The sequence below is a fragment of the Streptomyces sp. NPDC055254 genome, assembly GCF_053606025.1.
Window position 1 is genome coordinate 1 of record NZ_JBSGQV010000051.1, and the last position, 17,199, is coordinate 17,199.

The window sequence follows — 17,199 nt, forward strand, 5'->3', positions numbered from 1 at the left end:
ACCCGGTACCGGGTCCGCCCCCACCCACATCAGCCCACCCGTCAGTCCTTGAAGACGTCCTTGACCTTTTCCTTGGCCTCGCGGGCATCGCCCTTGGTCTGCTCGGCACGGCCTTCGGCGGTCAGGCGCTCGTTGCCCACGAGGCGGCCGGCGGTCTCCTTGGCCTTGCCCTTGGCCTGCTCGCCCTTGGCCTGGACCTTCTCTTCACCGGACACAGTCATCACTCCAAGCGGTAGGAAGCCTTACGCCAAGCCGTATGCCCCTCCTCCACGCCGTAAACATCACCCACCGTGTTTATCGGCTCGGGTTTCGGTAACAACAAGTAGCTACAGACAGCACGTAGCTACAGACCGTCAGAACCCGACGGAAGGCAGGAACATGACCCTCGTCACCGTGCTCATCCTCGTCGCGGTCCTCGCCCTCATCGGCCTCCTGGCCCTGGCCCCCAGCGCTCCCGCGCGGCGCAACCCCTTCCCGGGCCGCCGGCGCCGGGCCGGCCGCCACCGCTCCGGCGCACCCCGGCTGACCGAGATCCCCCCTCAGCGGGGGATCCAGCACCACGCCCGCTGACGGCGGGCCCGCCGCCGCGCGCGGCGGTGCGAGCGACCCGGGGCGGAGACGGGATGGACGGGGCGGGGCTGGGCACCAGCGGGACATGGCTGTCCTACGAAAGCTCGCCCGGCCCCTGCTCGCCGCCCCGTTCGTCACCGCGGGGCTGCGCGCCCTGCGCCACCCCGAGGGCGTCGCGGAAGTCGTCCGACCCGTCGCCGGAGCGGTCGGCAAGCGCGTCCCGGCCCTCGCCGGGGATCCGCGGCAACTGGTGCGCGTCACCGGCGCGGTCCAGGCCGGGGCGGGTCTGCTGCTCGCGACGGGGCGCGCCCCGCGCCTGGCCGCGCTCGCCCTCGCTGCCGCACTGGTGCCGACCTCCCTGACCGCGCACGCCTTTTGGACGGTGGAGGACCCCGAGGAGCGGGCACGGCAGCGCGCCCGCTTCCTGACCGACCTCTCCGCGTTCGGAGGGCTCCTCATCGCCGCCGCGGACACCCACGGCAAACCCTCACTCGCCTACCGCTCCCGGCACGCACTGGACCACCGGCACCCGGTGAAGGCCGTCCGCCGCCCCGCGGAAGCCGCCGCGGCGAGTACGGTCCGCCGCGCCAAGGCGGTCGCCGCCACCCTGGCCGGATCCCGCTGAGGGCGGGCCGATCCGCCGGCGTGCCGCGGTCCTTCGCCGGGCAGCCCCACCGACCGCACCCGACAGCGGGGTCCTGACCGGCTGCCGGGCAGGACCCCGACCGGAACGAGGAGGAGCCCCTGTGACAGACACCCGACGCACCACCGGGCGGATAACCGTCGGCTCACTGCTGCGGCCGGCGGCGCTCGGCCCGCGCCTGGTGACGCGGGCCCTGGCCGTCGTCACCCGCGGCGCCCGGCGCCGCCAGGGCGCAGGCACTGCGGCCGTCTGCCCGACCGCCGCCCGGCACCGGTCGGGCTCCGGCCGGGCGGGTGGGGCCGGATCGGGAGCCTCGAACCGGTCCCGATGCCGGGACCCCCGTCCGGGCGGCGCCGACCGCAGCGAGCGGGCCCATGAGGCGGTCGTGTCCCGTACCACCAGCCCCGACGACCTGGCCTCGCTCCTGGCCATGCTGGACCTGCGGCCCGGGCCGGACACCGGACCCGCCGGGGGCCGCCCCGGGCGCGACGGCGCGTAGCCGCCGGCGCCGAGCCGCGCGCCCCCACCGCCGCGGCCGGTGTGGCTACGCTGTGGCTCCGCCGCGCCCGCGCTTTCCGCAGTGGCTGAGCCCGGGGCGGGGCCGCTTCGCAGCTGAAGGACCCGCGATGCCCACAGCCGTTCGTGTCGAACACTCCAGCGGGGACTGGGAGTCGGTCGTCGCGCGCTTTCGGGAACTGGTCCGTACGGGCCGCGAGCCCGGGGGCTCCTTGGCGATCTGGCGCCGCGGGAGCCCCGCTCCCGCCCTCGTGGTGCACGGCGGCAGCGCCGATCGCGCACGTACGGTTCCCTGGCGTGGACAGACCCTCGTCCAGGTCTTCTCCACGGGCAAGCCGCTGGTCGCGCTGGCCGCCCTGCGGGCCGTCGCCGACGGCCGCCTCGGTCTCGACGATCCCCTCACCCGACACTGGCCCGCCTATCGCGACGTGCCTGGGCACCCCACGACCCTGCGCATGGTCCTCAGCCACCGTTCGGGCAAGCACGCCTTCTCCCCCGCCGCGGCCGGGATCGACCCCCGCGACCACGCCGCACTCGTGCGCGACCTGGAAACCATGGAACCGCTGACCGTGCCGGGCCGGGACATCGCCGAACACGCCTCCACCTACGGGCACCTCGTCGACGGCATCCTCACCGCGGTCGGCGCCCCCTCGGTCCGTGAGACCACCGCGTTCCTGTCCCGCGCACTCGGTGCCCGCCTCAGATTCGGCGTCCACCCGCACGAACTCCCCCTGGTCGCCCGGCCCGAGCCCCTGGGCACCGCATGGACCGACGCCTACCTGGCGCACGAACTCGGCCGCGCCGCCCTGCTCCGCCCCGCCGGCCTCCTCGACACCGAGACCCTGCACAGCCCGTCGTGGCAGCTGGCTCCCTTCGGCGCGGTGGGCCTGATCACCGACGCCGTCTCCCTGGCGGGCCTCTACGACGACCTCGCCCGACCCGACGGCCACGTCGCCCGGCTCCTGGGCGCGGAACTGCGCTCACACCTGTTCACCACCGCCGCGGCCGGCCGGGACGGGTTCCTGCGCGATCACGTCCGCTGGTCCCTCGGATTCCGGGTCGACGCCAACGGCGACTTCGGGATGGGAGGCATCGGCGGCAGCTGCGCCTGGCACTCCCCCGCACTCGGCTACTCGCTCGCCTACGTCACCCGCGGCCTGCACCGGCACGACCGCGTCACCTGCCTCGCCGACGCCGTCGAAAGCACGCTCCGCGCCGAGGCCGGGGCCGGGGCCGGGGCCGGGGCCGGCTGAACCGTCGGGAACAGCGGAACGGCTCCGCCCTCGCAGAGAGGGGGAGCCGTTTCCGTTCGCGGGGGAACCGCGTCGCTCAGGCGTGGCTGTGGCGACGCTTGTTGCCCGTGACCAGTCGGTAGATGGCCAGAAGGATGACGGAGCCGATGATGGCCGCGATCCAGGTGGAGAGGTCGAAGAAGCCGTCGATGGAGTCGACGCCGAAGATGACCTTGCCGAGCCAGCCGCCGAGCAGGCCGCCCGCGATGCCGATCAGCATCGTGATGATGATGCCGCCCGGGTCCTTGCCCGGCATGAGCGCCTTGGCAATGAGGCCCGCGAGCAGCCCTATGAGAATCCAGGCCAGAATGCCCATGATGCGTCTCCTACCTCGATGGATAAAGTTGGTGTTAACGATCGTCTGCACCGTGTGGCGGTTTCCAAACGTCCCGGTCCACTGATCATTTGCGAGGACGGGAGGGATGGGCGGTCAGCGTCCCTGTCCCCTGTCCTTCTTTCCCTTCGCCTTCCCCGGCGTGTCCTTCGCCTTCGTCTCCCCCGGTGCCTCCCGCGGTGCCTTCGCCGGGCTCTCACCCGGATCCGAGGAGTACGGGTCGCGGGTGGACGCCTGTTGCGGTGCGGCGGACGCGGTCGCGTCCGGGAGCTGGGGGGTGGCCGGCGCGGCGGGGGCGGGAGGCGGCGTCGGTTGCGCCCCGGTGTCCTTCGATGCCGAGGACTGCTCGCGCGAGGGGGCGGTGCCCGGCGGGTTCTCCCCCGCGGGGGTGCCGCCCACCACCAGCGCGCAGGTGGCCGCGACGCTCACCGCCGCCAGGCCCGACAGGGCCGCTCGCCGACGGCCGCCGGCCCCGCGCCCGGGCGGGCCGGGCGTCGGTGCGGGTGCGGCGCGGGAACCGGCAGCGGCCGGGGGCGGCAGGGGCGAGCGGTGGGTGAGGGTGTCGGGGGGCGCCGCGCCCGTCGCGGTGCGGGAGGGCGGTGCGTGTGCGATGCCCTGCAGGCCCAGGTGGACGGCGGCGGCGTCGGGGCGCGCCAGGGGGTCCTGGTCGGTCATCGCTGCCAACAGGCGGGCGAGGCCGTCCGGCAGCCCCTCGGGGATCCGGGGCGGATGCAGGAGGTGGGCGGTGCCGATCTCCACGGGTGTTCCCCGGTACTCGCGGTGGCCGGTGAGCGCTTCGAGGAGGGTCACTCCCAGGGCGTAGATGTCGCTGGCCGTACTCGCGCCGCGGCCGAGGAACTGCTCGGGGGCCATGTAGGCGAGGGTGCCGACCAGGGTGTCGGGTGCGCTGTGGGAGTGGGCGTGCACGGTCCTGGACAGCCCGAAGTCGGCGAGGTGCGGGGCGCCTTCCTCGCCGAGGATGACGTTGGAGGGTTTCACGTCGTGGTGGATGATGCCGTGGGCGTGGACGTGGTCGAGGGCCGATGAGATGTCGGCGCCGATCCGTGTGACGTGGACCGGGCTGAGGGGCCCGGCGTCCATGCGGGCGCGCAGGGTGACGCCGCGGATCAACTCCGTGACCATGAAGGCGCCTTGTCCGTGGCGGCCGGCGTCGTAGACGGTGACGAGGGCGCGGTGGGAGAGGCGGGCCAGCGTGCGTGCTTCGTCGCAGAAGCGGTCGGCGGTGATCGTGTCCGCGCCCGCGCGGAACACTTTGACGGCCACCTCCCGGCCCAGTACCTCGTCGACGGCGCGGAAGACGTCTGCCGTACCGCCGGATCCGATGACGCCTTGGAGCCGGTAGCGGCCGCCCAGCAGGGCGTCGTGTTCGGGTGGTGCTCCGTACGCGGGGACGGGCCGGGCCGGCATACGGGTCCTCCTCGACTCGCGGGCAGTGCCGCGCGCCTACCCGCCGGGGGGCGGGGCTACGCTCCGGGCCCGGACGCAGGTGGAGCGTGGTGGAGGGCGGGACGCCGTACCGCTGCCGGTAGGCAGCCACGGATGCCAGGTGGTGGGCGGCGGTCGCCGCGACGTCCACCGCCCCCGCCGGGTACGCCGCCGCGCACCCGCCGCCCCCCTTCCCCACGCACCGCGCCCCCATGACCTCGTACGTCCCGCCCGGCCCGCTGACGTCGGACGCGGTCTGCTGCTGTGACCGGCGAGGTTTGCCGGTCACAGCACTAGGTGAGGGCGGTGACGACCTCGCGGGCCGCGCGTTCGCCTTCGGTGGCGCCGCCTTCCATGAAGCCCTGGAAGTCGTAGCTGCAGTGCTCGCCGCCGATGTGGACGTTCCCCTGCGCGGTGCCCTCGTACCGGGCGTAGCGGTGCAGGTAGCCGGTGGGCCAGTAGGAGTACGCGCCGAGCGTGTACGGGTCGCGGTGCCAGGCCGACAGTTGGGCGCGGCCGTTCCAGGCGGCCCGGGTTCCGGGGAAGAACGCGTCGATGCCGGTGAGTGTGCGGGATGCGAGGGCCCGTACGTAGGGGTCGGTCTCGGTGGCGAAGGGGGTCGCAGGGGTGAGCGCGGCGGCGGGGGCGCCGCCCGCGTACTGGATCAGGATGCCCGCGTTGCCGGGCTGGAGCTTGGTGGTGTCCCAGGTCTGCTGGACGTGGGAGTCGGTGAAGCAGTCGCCGGCCGAGACGCCGGGCCAGGGGCCGGTGCCGCGCCAGGGACGGCTGGTGAACTGCATGTTGAGTTTGGTGCAGTGGCCCATGCGGGCGTCGCGCAGGAGGTTGTTCATGAGCGGGTCGAAGCCGGCTGCCGTGAGGTCGATGCGCTGGAGTACGGGCAGGGGCAGGCACAGGACGGTGTGGTCGGCGGTGACGGTGCGGGTGGTGCCCGAGTCGTTGAAGGTGAGGGTCTGGGTGCCGTCGGGGTTGGCTCTGAGGGCGGTGAGTTCGCGTCCCATCAGCAGGGAGCCGGCGGGCAGGTTCCGTGCGATGGCCCGAGGGAGCTGGTCGTTGCCGCCGGTGATGTGGTAGCGCTCGTTGGACAGGCCCCACACGTTGAAGTGGCCGGGGTTGGGCTGGTAGCCCATGAGGAGGACCAGGGCGAGGGCGGACTGGTCGGCGGTGTCGGCGCCGTACTCGACGGTGTAGGCGACGTCGATGAACCGGCCGAGGCGTGAGGTGTGGCCGCCGGGGACCCGGGTCTCGATCCACTGGTGCAGGGACATGGTGTCGAGGGCGGTGCCGGCGGGGGTGGTGGAGTTCCAGCTGACCTCGCCCGCGTCCTGCAGGTCGCGGCGCAGTGCCTGGTAGACGGCCTTGAAGTCCTCGTCGGCCTGGGCGCGGGGGTAGTAGGCGCCGTCGAACCAGAGGACTTCTTCGGCTCCGTTGGGTCCGCCGCCGAGGAAGTCCTCGGTGGGCAGGTCGAAGCGGCGGCACAGTTCGAGGATCTTCTTGTGGCTGGTGTCGATCAGCTCGCCGCCGATCTCGGAGGTCTGGCCGTACGCCCAGTGGTCGCGCTGGGTCCATATGCGGCCGCCGACCCGTGCGGGGTTCGCCTCGTAGACGGTGCAGGCGATGCCCGCGTCCTTGAGGGTCAGGGCGGCGGTCAGGCCGGCGATGCCGGCGCCGACGACGGCGACGCGGGGGTTGCCCGTCGGCGGTTTCCCGCCGTCCGGCAGGGCTGCGGCGCGGGCGGGGGCGGTGGTGGCGGCGCCGGCCAGGGCGGTGCCCAGGCCGAGGGCGGCGGCGCGTTCCAGCAGGGCGCGGCGGGACAGGCCCCGTACGTCGGCGGCGGGGACGGCGAGGCGGCGGGCGGCGGCGTGTTCGGCGGCGAGTTGCTTGAGCGCGTGCATGACGGAGGTGCGGGCCATGTGGGTGGCTCCCGGGGTGTCAGACGTTCGCGGCGGAGGGGGAAGCGCTCTGGGCGCCGGATGCGGTGCGCTCGGCGGTGTCTTCGAGGACGATGCGGCCGATGACCTCGTAGCGTTCGGGCGCTTTGAATTTGAGGTAGGCGCCCAGTGCCAGGCCGCCGAGGAAGACGGCGGCGACGGTCCAGGGGATGAGGGTGAAGACGAGGGAGTCGGCGGCGAGTCCGGCCGCGGTCTTCATGTTCAGGACGAGCAGGACGACGACGGAGATCATCCCGATCCCGCCGAGCAGGGGGGCGGTGAAGGTGGTGAACCAGTGCCGGTCCTCGGGGTGGTTCTTGCGGAAGTAGCCGATCACGGCGAAGGAGCAGAGGGTCTGGACGATGAGGATGGCCATCGTGCCGAGGATCGCGAGCAGGGTGTAGAGGTGGAGGTAGGGGTCCTGGCCGGTGAGCCAGAACGCGGCGACGAGGGTGACGGCGACGGCGCTCTGCACGAGGGAGGCGATGTACGGGGAGCCGTGGCGGGCGTGGGTGCGGCCGAGCGCCGGGTGGAGGAAGCCCTCGCGGCCGATCGCGTAGAGGTAGCGGGCGGCGCACTGGTGGAAGGCCATGCCGCAGGCGAAGGAGCCGGTCAGCAGCAGCCATTGGAAGGAGTCGACGGCCCAGGAGCCGATGAACTGCTGGGTGGGTGCGAAGAAGAGGTCCAACGGGCTGGTGGAGGCGGACAGTTCCACGGACTTGGACAGGCCGTTGCCCGCGATGGTCATCCAGGAGACGTAGATGTAGAAGAGGCCGACGCCGACGACGGAGATCAGGGTGGCCTTGGGGATGACGCGCTTGGGGTCGCGGGACTCCTCGCCGTACATGGCGGTCGATTCGAAGCCGACCCAGGACCAGAAGGCGAAGAAGATGCCGAGTCCGGCGGAGGTGCCGGTGAAGGCGTTCCTCGGGTCGAGCGGTTCCAGCGGGATGCCGTCCGGGCCGCCGCCCGCGAGCAGCACGGCGGTGGCGACGGCGAAGAGGACGGCGATCTCACCGACGAGCATCACGCCGAGTGCTTTGGCGGTGAGGTTGATGTCGAAGTGGGACAGGACGGCGGTGACGCAGAGCATCACGGCCGCGTAGAGGATCCAGGGGAGGTCGAGGCCGAGCTGGTCGTGCACGGTGGTGCGGGCGAAGTAGGAGAAGACGCCGACGATCGAGGCCTCGAAGACGATGTAGGCGAGGACGGCGAGCATGCCGGAGGCCATGCCGGCGATCCGGCCCAGGCCGTGGGAGATGTATCCGTAGAAGGCGCCGGCGGCGGTGATGCGCTTGGCCATGGCGACGTATCCGACGGCGAAGACCGTCAGGACGAGGGTGGCGAAGAGATATCCGGCCGGGGCCCCGATGCCGTTGCCGAAGCCTACGGCGATGGGCAGGTTTCCGGTCATCGCGGTGATCGGCGCGGCGGTGGCGACGGCCATGAAGACCACGCCGAGCAGACCGACCGAGTTGGCCTTGAGGCGATGGACTTCAGCGCTGGGACTGTGGGACATGGGCGGGCCCTCTCAACGCGTGCGGCGGACAGCCGATGGGGAAGGCGGCCACTCTCCAACCAAGTGACCCACGCCACAATCGACACAAGGGCTGCCAATCGGCTCACGGGCGCGACGAGTTGTCGGTACGTCAGGCGCGCGGACCGAATGCGTGACCGCCCGGTGATGTCCACGCGGCCCGGGAACGGCTAGTGCTGTGGCCGGAAAGGTGTGCCGGGTTGCGGCGTCCGGTGCGGTGCATCGCGAGGCGGAGGGCCGCGGCTCGTACGGCACGTACGTGCGCGGTCCGACGATCTGGGGGTCCCCCCGGACGAAGTCCGGGGGATGAGGTGCCGTGCCGGGCGTCGCAACCGGTGGACCTTGCCGGTCACAGCACTGGTAGGACTCCGTTAGGTCGTTCTTGATCGGGTGGTGGCAGGTGGTGCAGATGCCGGTCCAGCACCTCAGGATGTCCTGGAGAGCGTCGAGGGTCTGGTGGAGGGTGAGCCGGTCCTGGGACTTTTGGGGCCAGTCGCTGTTCCGTGAGGAAGGCCTGGGCCGCGGTCACGAGGGTGACGTGGTGGTGCCGGCCCGGCCAGGATCGTCCCTCGAAGTGGTCCAGGCCCAGGCCGTGCTTGAGTTCTCGGTAGTCGTGCTCGATGCGCGTGTGCCCTGCCGCCAAGTCCGACCGGCCCGTTGCGGGCCGGCGCCTCGGGCTCGGCGTCGAGTGGGTGGGCACTCACGTCCGCTCGGATGGCCAGGACGTAGTGGATTCCGCGGTCGGTGAGGGCGGCCCGGAAGTGTGCGTTGGTGCCGTAGGCGGCGTCCGCCACCACGACCGGAGGCCTCATGTCCCAGTCGCTCAGCGTGTCGAGCATGTCCAGGGCCAACCGCCATTTCTCACGGTGTGTGACCTCGGACGGGACGCGGGTGGACGTCCTGCGATCGTGGTCCGCTTCCCATGACCGAGGAAGGAACAGCCTCCAGCTCGTGGACGGGTACTGGGGAAACGGGCAGGGGCACGCGGCCGTCTCATGAGCCGCTCACAATCGAACGCTGCGATGACGCTCCGCGACGACTCCCCAAGATCTGCGCCAGAACCGTGAAATAGAGGCACCCGGGAACGTTTGGGGTAGTCCACCAGGGGGCTCCAGCACTCTCCCCCGGCTGGGGAGAGTCAGTACCAGCGGAGAGACCGACCCGGCCTCGGTAGCAGGGCCGTACGGCCCTCGGAGCAGCCCGAGCTACACCTGCGCCGCACCAGCTATGAAAGCCAGAACCTCCACCACTTCTGGTTCACGGTGCCGTTGGCCCGCCACATGATCAGCTGCGTGCCGGCCCGCTTCGACTCACCCGGAGGCTCCAGCGCAAAAACGCCGCCTGCCGAGCTGTCAACCGCAAGATATGCGTCCTCTCTCCAGTAAAAATTCTGACTGTCTTGAGCGTGACAGTGCCAGACAATTACCGTTCCAGGATTATTCCCGTTATGGGAATCCAGGCATTTTCCGAAGTAATTCTGATAAACATCACGATTACTGGCAGAAGTAATTCGCCACCATTGGCCCGGCTCGTTTTGGTTACATACTTCCTGAGTGACCCAAGCGCCGGCACCTCCCCCTGAACTGGCATGCATACACATACCACTGTTGTAGTTGCCCATCATGAACCAACCAGTCTGCGCTGAAGCCGAGGCAGCGCCACCCACACCTGCTCCGGCCATGGCCAGCAACAGACCTCCTACAGCCGCACAGCGGCCAAGGGCCAGGGGCATTTTCTTCCTCAAAGACATATCTCCCGTTCACAAGATGACGCAATAACGCAGAAGATCCTGCAGATAACACATCCCACTTGGGACTTTGAGCAGCCCTTAAGCCTCGCTCATGAAAGGATTCGACGCATTTCCCCAGGCAGCTTCCCCTAGCTCACCTGTCACCCCAGCTGCCACCACTTCTGATACCTGCTGCCGTTCTCCGGCCAAACGAGCAACTGGTTCCCCGCGTTCGCCGACTGGCCGGGAGGCTCGATAACCTTGCCACTCCCTACGTTCTTGAAACTTTGGTTCGAGGTAAGGGTCCAAGCCTGACTAGCCCCTTGGTTGCAGGGCCAGACAATGACGGTTCCAGGATTGTTGCCGTTGTACCCGTCAAGGCAGAGACCCCAATCGAAACTGCGCAAAGTCATGCGGTTACTCGTGTCCGTGGCATACGCCCACAACTGGCCGCGCTCATCCTGGTTACAAAGCTCCTGTGTCACCCAGGCACCCGGACCGCCACCCGAACTCGCATGCATGCACATACCAGTTGCATCGTTAAACAGGCGAATCCAACCGTCCGCAGAGGCCGGGGTCGCGGTACCGACGGTCACCCCAAACGACCCCAACATCAATCCGGCGACGGTCGCAAAACTACCGAGCATTCGCGAAGACTTCTTCTTCACCAGCACGACTCTCCCCCACTACTGGCAGACGGACCCAACTCCGGGGCGCGAGCCCAAGCTGAACCAAGCTGCCCCACCATGAATTCTCGATAAACCTGCAAGCACCCGATACGACTTCCGATGCCCACCCATTGGTCGCTGCCCCAGAAAGCCCCGCTACCGGCCACCGGCCCGCCGGAGCCGACTGTTTGGGGTCTTCCTTCGCCCCGCAGGGCCGTCCCTGGCGAGCAGTACCGCCAAGGGCCCGGGAGAGCAGCGAGTGGGCGAGACCGTTTCCAGATTGCGGCTTTCCCGGGCCGGAGACGCAGTCGTTCAGTCGAATGTGCACACCGTATGCCGATCGGAACAGTGTGTGCAACAGGCGATCTGGGCGCTACTGTCGGAGCGGCCCCGAGGTGATGTTCAGCCGTTCATGCCCTACGGTGCGGACGGTCTCCTTGTCGTTCTCCGAGCTCCGCCGGTGCAAGGGAGGCGGGCACTCTGTGCGTAGAACGGCGGCGAACCGGTCGGCTCCAACGGCCGCATCGGTCCCGACAAGGGGGCCTACAGCGAGGTCCGTTCCCCGCTCGTGGTCGGGGGTGGCTCCCGTCTCCGCCCAGCGCCGGGAGCCACCCCTGCTCAATCCTCGTCCCACTTGCGTTAGGTATGGAACAGCTCATGAAACGCGCCGCGTCACTGGCTTGGTCCCTTCTGGCAGGCTCCTTCATCCTGGGCGCCGCCGCCGCACCGGCTGGGGCCGCCGCGCAGCCCTCTCCCCCACTGGTGAGGATCATGCCGCTCGGGGACTCGATCACCCAGGGCGAGGGCAGTACCGCCACCGGCGGATACCGGGGACCGTTGTGGGAGTCCATGGCTCGGCAGTCCGCGTACGCGGCCGACTTCGTGGGGTCCGGGCGGCAGGGCGGGCTCGCGGACGGTGACCACGAGGGCCACAGCGGCTGGACCATCGCCGGGGTCCGGTCGGGAATCGACCGATGGCAGGCCGGCGCCTCCCCCGACGTGGTGCTGCTGCACCTGGGAATCAACGACCTCAAACACCATGGCGCCGACCCCGAGGCGGCGGCCCGGCAGCTGCTTGAACTCGTCGACCGCATGCGTGCCAACAACCCGTACCTGACAGTGCTCGTCCAGGGCCTGATCACCGACACCCCTGGCCAAGAGGGGCGAACCGAGGCCTTCAATGCGTACGTGCGCGGCGCGGAGCCCGAACGGCAGGCCGCCGGGCAGCGGTTCCGCTATCTGGCTCCGCCGACGATGGACGTGGCCACCGACCTACCGGACAGGCTGCACCCGTCGGAGTCCGGGTACCGGAAAATGGCCGCGGTGTTCCGCCCCGCCATCGACCGGGCCGTGTCGGACGGCTGGGCGCAAAGGCCCCGAGTGGGACGCTCCGGCAACGAGTCGGGAGCCGACGGACGCGCGCGGTGGGCCGACTTCGACGGCGACGGCAAGCCCGACCACGTCACGATCGCCGACGACGGCAAGGTGTCCGTACGCCTGAACCGGGGCGGTGCCAGCCGGGGCGGTTGGGAGGAGCTCGGGCAGGTCGCGTTCGGGACCACCAACGACCGCAGGCGCGTCCGCCTGGCCGACTACGACGGTGACGGCCGCTTCGACTACCTCGTCGTCAACGCGAACGGTTCCATCAGCGCCTGGATCAACAAGGGCGGGGACAAGCCCGGTCAGGCCGGGTGGCAGGAGATCGGGCAGGTGGCCACCGGTCTGACCACGGACCCCACCAAGGTCCGGTTCGCCGACTGGGACGGCGACGGCCGCACGGACTACGTCCTGTTCAACGAGGTCAACAACGTCGACGTCTGGCTCAACCGCGGTGGGGACACGGCCGGAACAGCCGGCTGGACGCACATCGGGCGCGTCACTACCGCGACCCACGACCGCAACCGGGTTCGGTTCGCCGACAACGACGGCGACAACCGCGCCGACTACCACCTCGTCAAGCCCGACGGGAAAGTGGACCTCTACCGCAACCGCGGCGGGGACACGGTCGGCTCCGGCGGGTGGGAAACCGTCGGGCAGATCGCCACCGGGGTCACCGAAGACCACACCAGCGTCCAGATCGCCGACTTCACCGGTGACCACCACGCCGACTACATCCAGAGGATGACAAACGGCGCCTCCGCCGTCTACGCATGGAACGGCGGCGATGTCTCCGGGCCCAACGGCTGGACCCCACTCGGCGACGTCACCTCCGACTGACCGGCAAACCGCGACGGCCGAACACCGCCCTCCACCAACGCGGTCCCGCCCTTCCCGCGGTGCATCGCCCGTCGGGATGATCTGGGCCCGGAACAACGGCCCTCCCGCGACCGATCGCCAGACGGCGCGCTGGAGCGCCCCACCAGACGGCACGGAGCCACCCGACCCGCTCGGGGGCGGGCCGGGCAGCTCCGTGCACCCACCTCCGCGAACCCCGATCCCACAACACCACCCGCCCCTACGCCAATCACAACCGTCGCCCCCTGCTCCGCCGGTCATGCCTCAGCGGCGCTGCCAGCCAGAAATGCGGCGGAGGACGACAAGGCACACGGAGGACGCAAAGGTGCCTCTTGTACGCTCTGGCGGCACACCGTACGCACCACCGAGGACTCCCATGGCGTCAGATCCGAAGACCAACCCCATCCCGTCCGTGTGGGCACGTCCCAAGACGGCCGCACCCGCCCGGCCCGCGCTCAGCCGGTCGGCGATCGTCAGCGAGGCGGTCTTGATGCTCGACGCGGAAGGCGTCGAAGCGCTCAGCATGCGCAAGCTCGGCGCCCGGCTCAACGCTGCGGCCACCTCGCTCTACCGCCACGTGGCCTTCAAGAACGAGCTGATGGAACTGGCGGTCGACGAGGTACTGGGAGAAGTGACCCCGCCCCCCGCAGACCATCCCGACTGGCGGGCAGCCCTCACCGAATTCGCCGACTCCTTCCGTGCGACCGCGCTGCGCCACCCGTGGCTGTGCACCCTCCTGGGTCAAGAAGGCCTGGCCTATCTCGGTCCCAACCTCAGCGCCATGAACGAACGGCTATTCGCCCTGTTCAACACGGCCAACTTCCCCGACCCCAAAGGAGCCATCAACGCCATCTACTCCTACGCCATCGGCATGGTCTCCACCGAATCGGCCTGGCTGAACACCATCACCCGCTCCGGACAGACCGAAGTGGAGTTCCTCACCCGCCTCCACCCCGACACCTCCACCACCGTCTCAAACACCCCTGACGCAGTGGCCATCCGCAACGACAACTTCACCACCGGACTCAACATCGTGCTCGACGGCCTGGCCTACCAACTCAACCGCTGAACAACCCCCGAAGCGGGTGCCGGCGTGCAGGAACGAGGTCTCCCATCCTCCGGCTCCAGCACACGCAGGACCACAAGGTCTTCGACGCAAGCCAAAGGGCTCCTCCCCCTAGTAGGACTCCGTCAGGTCTTCCGGTTCGGACTGTTCGCGGGCGGGCACCTGGCCGACGTAAGTCGATCCACGCCATGGCCGCTCGACTGCCGGACGGCAACGAGCAGAACCTGCAGCAGTTCGTGAACCAGTCCACCTGGGATGCGGCGCCGGTGCAGCGCCGGATCTGTGAACGCATGCTGCCGCTCATCGCTCCGACGGCCTGAATGATCGACGATGTGTCGCTGCCCAAAGACGGAAGAATGTCGGTCGCAGTGGCTCCGCAGTACTGCGGAGCCCTGGGCAAACGCGCCAACTGCCAGGTCGCGGTCAGCGTCCGCGCCGCGACGGACACCGCCTCCTGCCCAATGCATTGGAGGCTGTTCCTTCCTCGGTCATGGGAAGCGGACCACGATCGCGCTCTCCAGCCTCCCGGCCGACACCCCGATCAAGGAGCTGGTCCGTCCGGCCAAGCTCCGCTGGCGCATCGAGCACGACTACCGAGAACTCAAGCAAAGATCAAGAACGACCTCACGGAGTCCTACTGGGCACTTCCTGCGGATCAGCCGGTCCGGTCGGCGGGCTGCGCGATCACCGCCCGGATCCCGCGGCGCCGCAGGTGGGAACGGATCGCCCGGGGGACGGACGCCGGGAAGCCCTGACGTTCACCCGGGCGCACCGACGGCGCCCTCGTGATCCGCCCCCTCGGCCGCGCCCGGAGGGCGGCGGCGAGCCGCTCGTACGGGACGCCGCAGCGGGCGGGGTGGGCTTGCCAGGACACCTGGGGGGCCTGGGGCTACGGTGAAAGAAGAAGCGGGCGTCCAGCGCCGCATCGGACATGGCGGCCAGGGGGTACCGGGGGCGCGGGCAGGTGACCCATCGATGAGCAGACATGCCGATCTTCTCGTGGCGTCGACCCTCTTGATCGCACTGGGTGGGGCCACGGGGGCGGCAGCACGCGCTCCCTCGCCCGGAACCGGCGGGCAAGCCGAGGCGGCTGTCGTCCAAGTGCTGGGTGAGACCGCATCCGGTACCGGCTTCATTTACGACGCCGCCGAAGGTCTTGTCGTCACCACGGCGTACATCACTGCGGCGCAGAGCAGGCTGAGCGTGCTCATGACCGGGGAGCCGGAGGCTCCCGCCCAGTTGCTGGGCAGTGACCTGTGCCAGGATCTGGCCGTGCTCAAGCTCACCACTCCGCAGGCGGGCGTGAAGGATGTGCGATTCGGGGACAGCGACAAGGTGTTCGACGGCGACGCCGTCACCTCTCTCACCCACCGCGATGCGGGCACCCCCGAGGCAGATGTGGTCGCTCGTCCCGGTAAGGCGCAGGAGGAGCCGAGCGGAAAGCTCATCTACCACTCGAATCCCGATTACCCTTCCCTGATTTACCACTCCACGGAAGACGCCGGGACAGGGGGGCCGCTACTGAATCGTGCGGGTGAAGTCATCGGCATCAACACCGGGGTGTGGATAGAAGAGGACGGCGTATCTTCGGCCATAAGCAGCGATCAGGTGACGGCCGAACTTCCTGCCCTGGCCGCCGGTGCGATGAAGAACGATCCCGGCTGGTGGATCCGCTCCGTTTCGGATCCTCATCTTGCTGGAGATGCTGCGGCCGCCGGGCTCGACGAGGGGGCGTCGAAAGCTGCACAGAAGCGTCTTGAGGATGCGGGAATTGATGGCTTGTTCGTTTTCGACGTCCGAAAGAACTCCCCGGCCAACAAGGCGAGCATCGAACAAGGCGCCGTGATCACCAAGGTGAACGGGGAGGGCGTGTCCTCGTTCCCGGATCTTTGCGACGTCCTTGAGCCTGCGGCACCGGGTGCGACGCTGAGCCTGGAAGGTGTCCACGCGGGGGTCGGCGCGGCAGGTCACACGTTCGGCGAAGCGTGGACGGCCGACCTGGTGTTGGCAGACGGCGCCCGTCAGGGCTCGGCGGGCGGCGGCAACGGCGGAGGGGGCGGGTAGCCGTACGGGGATCCCTGCGGGGGCAGCGGGGCCTGGTCGGGCCGGCCCGCCGGCGGCGTGCGTCCGTACCGCTTGCCGATCGCCGTACCAGCCGCCCGCTCGCAGGCCCGCCCCCGCCGTAACCGCTCATGCCGCCCGGCGTCGCTCCGCGTCTGTCGAACGCCGGGCCTCGTAGGGGGCCACGTACCGCCCCGGGTCAGAGGTCGCTGTCGATACCGGTGACGGCCGGCGGGCCGAGCGGGGCGTCGGCCGGTGCGATCCCCGCCTCCCGCAGCGCGGCCGAGACCAGTCGGGTGGCGTCCAGTTCGGCCTCGTACCGGTCCGGGGCGTCGACTTCGAGGCGGACGGAGAAGGTGCCGTCCTCGTTCAGGGTGAGGAGGTCCAGGCCTTCGCTCTCGCTGACGTCGGTGTGCCGCCGGGCCAGCTTCCGTTCGAGAACCGAGCGCGCGGAATCGGTGACGTCCGAGACGAATGTGCCGGGAACAGTGATGACGAAGGTGGTCATGGCGACTCCTCGCGTGGGACAGGGCTTGAGTGTGGTCCTGCTTCCCAGATTCTGCGCAATGAACCGTGGCGGGGGTGTTCTGACCTGCCGTCGGGCGGCGCCGGCGGCAGCGGGGGCCCGCACTCGGCCGCAGGGCGCTCAGCCGTCGGAGGAGGCCGTGGTGGTCGGGTCCGCCGATCCGGCGGCACGGCGGTACTCGGCGTTGATGCGCTGGGCTTCCTCCAGCTGGTCCTCCAGGATGACGATGCGGCAGGCGGCCTCGATGGGGGTGCCCTGGTCGACGAGCTCCCGGGCGCGGGCGGCGATGCGCAGCTGGTAGCGGGAGTAGCGGCGGTGTCCCCCGGCGGAGCGCAGCGGGGTGATCAGGCGGGCTTCGCCGATGGCGCGGAGGAAGCCCTGGGTGGTGCCGAGCATCTCGGCGGCCCGGCCCATCGTGTAGGCGGGGTAGTCGTCGTCGTCGAGACGGCCGAACGAGTCGTCCGCTGTCATCGAACCTCTCTCATGAACGGGTGAAACGGGTGACCGTGGACCGTGGGAACGCGCGGAGGGGCCCTGGTGCCGTACGGCACCAGGGCCCCGAAGGAACTGCTACACCATCTGCCGGCCTTTGTGCTGCGCCGGCGTTTCGTGTCCGCCGACCCGACC

General features: G+C 69.9%; 16 protein-coding genes and 2 pseudogenes. 8 read left to right on the forward strand and 10 right to left on the reverse strand.

Annotated elements, in window-relative coordinates; translation table 11 throughout:
• Positions 1-41 precede the first annotated feature (41 nt).
• Positions 42-215, reverse strand: a complete 174-nt coding sequence (locus tag ACWFQ8_RS30695) for a CsbD family protein (protein ID WP_453789562.1) — start codon at positions 213-215, stop codon at positions 42-44.
• A 163-nt stretch (positions 216-378) separates the two neighbouring features.
• On the opposite strand from ACWFQ8_RS30695, the gene ACWFQ8_RS30700 reads away from it, so the two are divergent.
• From ACWFQ8_RS30700 to ACWFQ8_RS30715, 4 genes are all read left to right on the forward strand, one after another.
• Entirely contained in the window at positions 379-570 is a 192-nt protein-coding gene (locus ACWFQ8_RS30700; protein WP_453789563.1) for a hypothetical protein, read from the forward strand.
• Between the two features lie 85 nt (positions 571-655).
• The gene (locus ACWFQ8_RS30705) at positions 656-1,195 is read left to right on the forward strand and encodes a DoxX family protein (protein ID WP_453789564.1); all 540 of its coding nucleotides are present in this window, start codon (positions 656-658) and stop codon (positions 1,193-1,195) included.
• Positions 1,196-1,316: 121 nt separating this feature from the next.
• Positions 1,317-1,712 (forward strand): hypothetical protein, encoded by a 396-nt coding sequence (locus tag ACWFQ8_RS30710; protein WP_453789565.1) that lies wholly within the window; start codon positions 1,317-1,319, stop codon positions 1,710-1,712.
• Between the two features lie 127 nt (positions 1,713-1,839).
• Positions 1,840-2,982, forward strand: coding sequence for a serine hydrolase domain-containing protein (locus ACWFQ8_RS30715; protein WP_453789566.1), 1,143 nt, complete (start codon positions 1,840-1,842; stop codon positions 2,980-2,982).
• Between the two features lie 76 nt (positions 2,983-3,058).
• Here ACWFQ8_RS30715 and ACWFQ8_RS30720 read toward each other — a convergent pair whose 3' ends face one another.
• From ACWFQ8_RS30720 to ACWFQ8_RS30750, 7 genes and pseudogenes are all read right to left on the reverse strand, one after another.
• Positions 3,059-3,337 (reverse strand): GlsB/YeaQ/YmgE family stress response membrane protein, encoded by a 279-nt coding sequence (locus ACWFQ8_RS30720; protein WP_384540776.1) that lies wholly within the window; start codon positions 3,335-3,337, stop codon positions 3,059-3,061.
• Between the two features lie 114 nt (positions 3,338-3,451).
• A complete protein-coding gene (locus ACWFQ8_RS30725) occupies positions 3,452-4,783 on the reverse strand; it encodes a serine/threonine-protein kinase (protein WP_453789567.1) in 1,332 nt (443 codons plus the stop codon).
• A 311-nt stretch (positions 4,784-5,094) separates the two neighbouring features.
• Complete coding sequence (locus tag ACWFQ8_RS30730) at positions 5,095-6,732, reverse strand: flavin monoamine oxidase family protein (protein ID WP_453789568.1); 1,638 nt, start codon at positions 6,730-6,732, stop codon at positions 5,095-5,097.
• A gap of 19 nt (positions 6,733-6,751) precedes the next feature.
• Positions 6,752-8,269 (reverse strand): APC family permease, encoded by a 1,518-nt coding sequence (locus tag ACWFQ8_RS30735; protein ID WP_453789569.1) that lies wholly within the window; start codon positions 8,267-8,269, stop codon positions 6,752-6,754.
• Positions 8,270-8,712: 443 nt separating this feature from the next.
• A pseudogene (locus ACWFQ8_RS30740) lies at positions 8,713-9,291 on the reverse strand (transposase); the annotation flags it as partial.
• Positions 9,292-9,512: 221 nt separating this feature from the next.
• Positions 9,513-9,968, reverse strand: coding sequence for an RICIN domain-containing protein (locus ACWFQ8_RS30745; protein WP_453789593.1), 456 nt, complete (start codon positions 9,966-9,968; stop codon positions 9,513-9,515).
• A 209-nt stretch (positions 9,969-10,177) separates the two neighbouring features.
• Positions 10,178-10,690, reverse strand: a complete 513-nt coding sequence (locus tag ACWFQ8_RS30750) for an RICIN domain-containing protein (RefSeq protein ID WP_453789570.1) — start codon at positions 10,688-10,690, stop codon at positions 10,178-10,180.
• A gap of 651 nt (positions 10,691-11,341) precedes the next feature.
• On the opposite strand from ACWFQ8_RS30750, the gene ACWFQ8_RS30755 reads away from it, so the two are divergent.
• The 4 genes and pseudogenes from ACWFQ8_RS30755 (at position 11,342) to ACWFQ8_RS30770 (ending at position 16,049) form a co-directional block, all read left to right on the forward strand.
• Entirely contained in the window at positions 11,342-12,901 is a 1,560-nt protein-coding gene (locus tag ACWFQ8_RS30755) for an FG-GAP-like repeat-containing protein (protein ID WP_453789571.1), read from the forward strand.
• 394 nt (positions 12,902-13,295) lie between these two features.
• Positions 13,296-13,988 (forward strand): TetR/AcrR family transcriptional regulator, encoded by a 693-nt coding sequence (locus tag ACWFQ8_RS30760; protein ID WP_453789572.1) that lies wholly within the window; start codon positions 13,296-13,298, stop codon positions 13,986-13,988.
• Between the two features lie 161 nt (positions 13,989-14,149).
• Positions 14,150-14,533, forward strand: a pseudogene (locus ACWFQ8_RS30765) (transposase); the annotation flags it as partial.
• Positions 14,534-14,960: 427 nt separating this feature from the next.
• Positions 14,961-16,049, forward strand: a complete 1,089-nt coding sequence (locus tag ACWFQ8_RS30770; RefSeq protein WP_453789573.1) for a S1C family serine protease — start codon at positions 14,961-14,963, stop codon at positions 16,047-16,049.
• Between the two features lie 196 nt (positions 16,050-16,245).
• Here the strand turns inward: ACWFQ8_RS30770 and ACWFQ8_RS30775 are convergent, their stop codons facing one another.
• A complete protein-coding gene (locus ACWFQ8_RS30775; protein WP_453789574.1) occupies positions 16,246-16,554 on the reverse strand; it encodes a hypothetical protein in 309 nt (102 codons plus the stop codon).
• 138 nt (positions 16,555-16,692) lie between these two features.
• Positions 16,693-17,043 carry a MerR family transcriptional regulator gene (locus tag ACWFQ8_RS30780; RefSeq protein WP_453789575.1) on the reverse strand — a complete coding sequence of 117 codons (351 nt, stop codon included), beginning with the start codon at positions 17,041-17,043 and terminating at the stop codon, positions 16,693-16,695.
• Positions 17,044-17,199 lie beyond the last annotated feature (156 nt).

Bases quoted from the DNA above. Each gene is read 5' to 3' on its own strand.
- ACWFQ8_RS30715 (WP_453789566.1), top strand. From the start codon at position 1,840: ATGCCCACAGCCGTTCGTGTCGAACACTCCAGCGGGGACTGGGAGTCG.
- ACWFQ8_RS30745 (WP_453789593.1), bottom strand. From the start codon at position 9,968: ATGGCCGGAGCAGGTGTGGGTGGCGCTGCCTCGGCTTCAGCGCAGACT.
- ACWFQ8_RS30770 (WP_453789573.1), top strand. From the start codon at position 14,961: ATGAGCAGACATGCCGATCTTCTCGTGGCGTCGACCCTCTTGATCGCA.
- ACWFQ8_RS30755 (WP_453789571.1), top strand. From the start codon at position 11,342: ATGAAACGCGCCGCGTCACTGGCTTGGTCCCTTCTGGCAGGCTCCTTC.
- ACWFQ8_RS30730 (WP_453789568.1), bottom strand. From the start codon at position 6,732: ATGGCCCGCACCTCCGTCATGCACGCGCTCAAGCAACTCGCCGCCGAA.
- ACWFQ8_RS30700 (WP_453789563.1), top strand. From the start codon at position 379: ATGACCCTCGTCACCGTGCTCATCCTCGTCGCGGTCCTCGCCCTCATC.
- ACWFQ8_RS30780 (WP_453789575.1), bottom strand. From the start codon at position 17,043: ATGACAGCGGACGACTCGTTCGGCCGTCTCGACGACGACGACTACCCC.
- ACWFQ8_RS30725 (WP_453789567.1), bottom strand. From the start codon at position 4,783: ATGCCGGCCCGGCCCGTCCCCGCGTACGGAGCACCACCCGAACACGAC.
- ACWFQ8_RS30705 (WP_453789564.1), top strand. From the start codon at position 656: ATGGCTGTCCTACGAAAGCTCGCCCGGCCCCTGCTCGCCGCCCCGTTC.
- ACWFQ8_RS30720 (WP_384540776.1), bottom strand. From the start codon at position 3,337: ATGGGCATTCTGGCCTGGATTCTCATAGGGCTGCTCGCGGGCCTCATT.
- ACWFQ8_RS30760 (WP_453789572.1), top strand. From the start codon at position 13,296: ATGGCGTCAGATCCGAAGACCAACCCCATCCCGTCCGTGTGGGCACGT.
- ACWFQ8_RS30735 (WP_453789569.1), bottom strand. From the start codon at position 8,269: ATGTCCCACAGTCCCAGCGCTGAAGTCCATCGCCTCAAGGCCAACTCG.
- ACWFQ8_RS30775 (WP_453789574.1), bottom strand. From the start codon at position 16,554: ATGACCACCTTCGTCATCACTGTTCCCGGCACATTCGTCTCGGACGTC.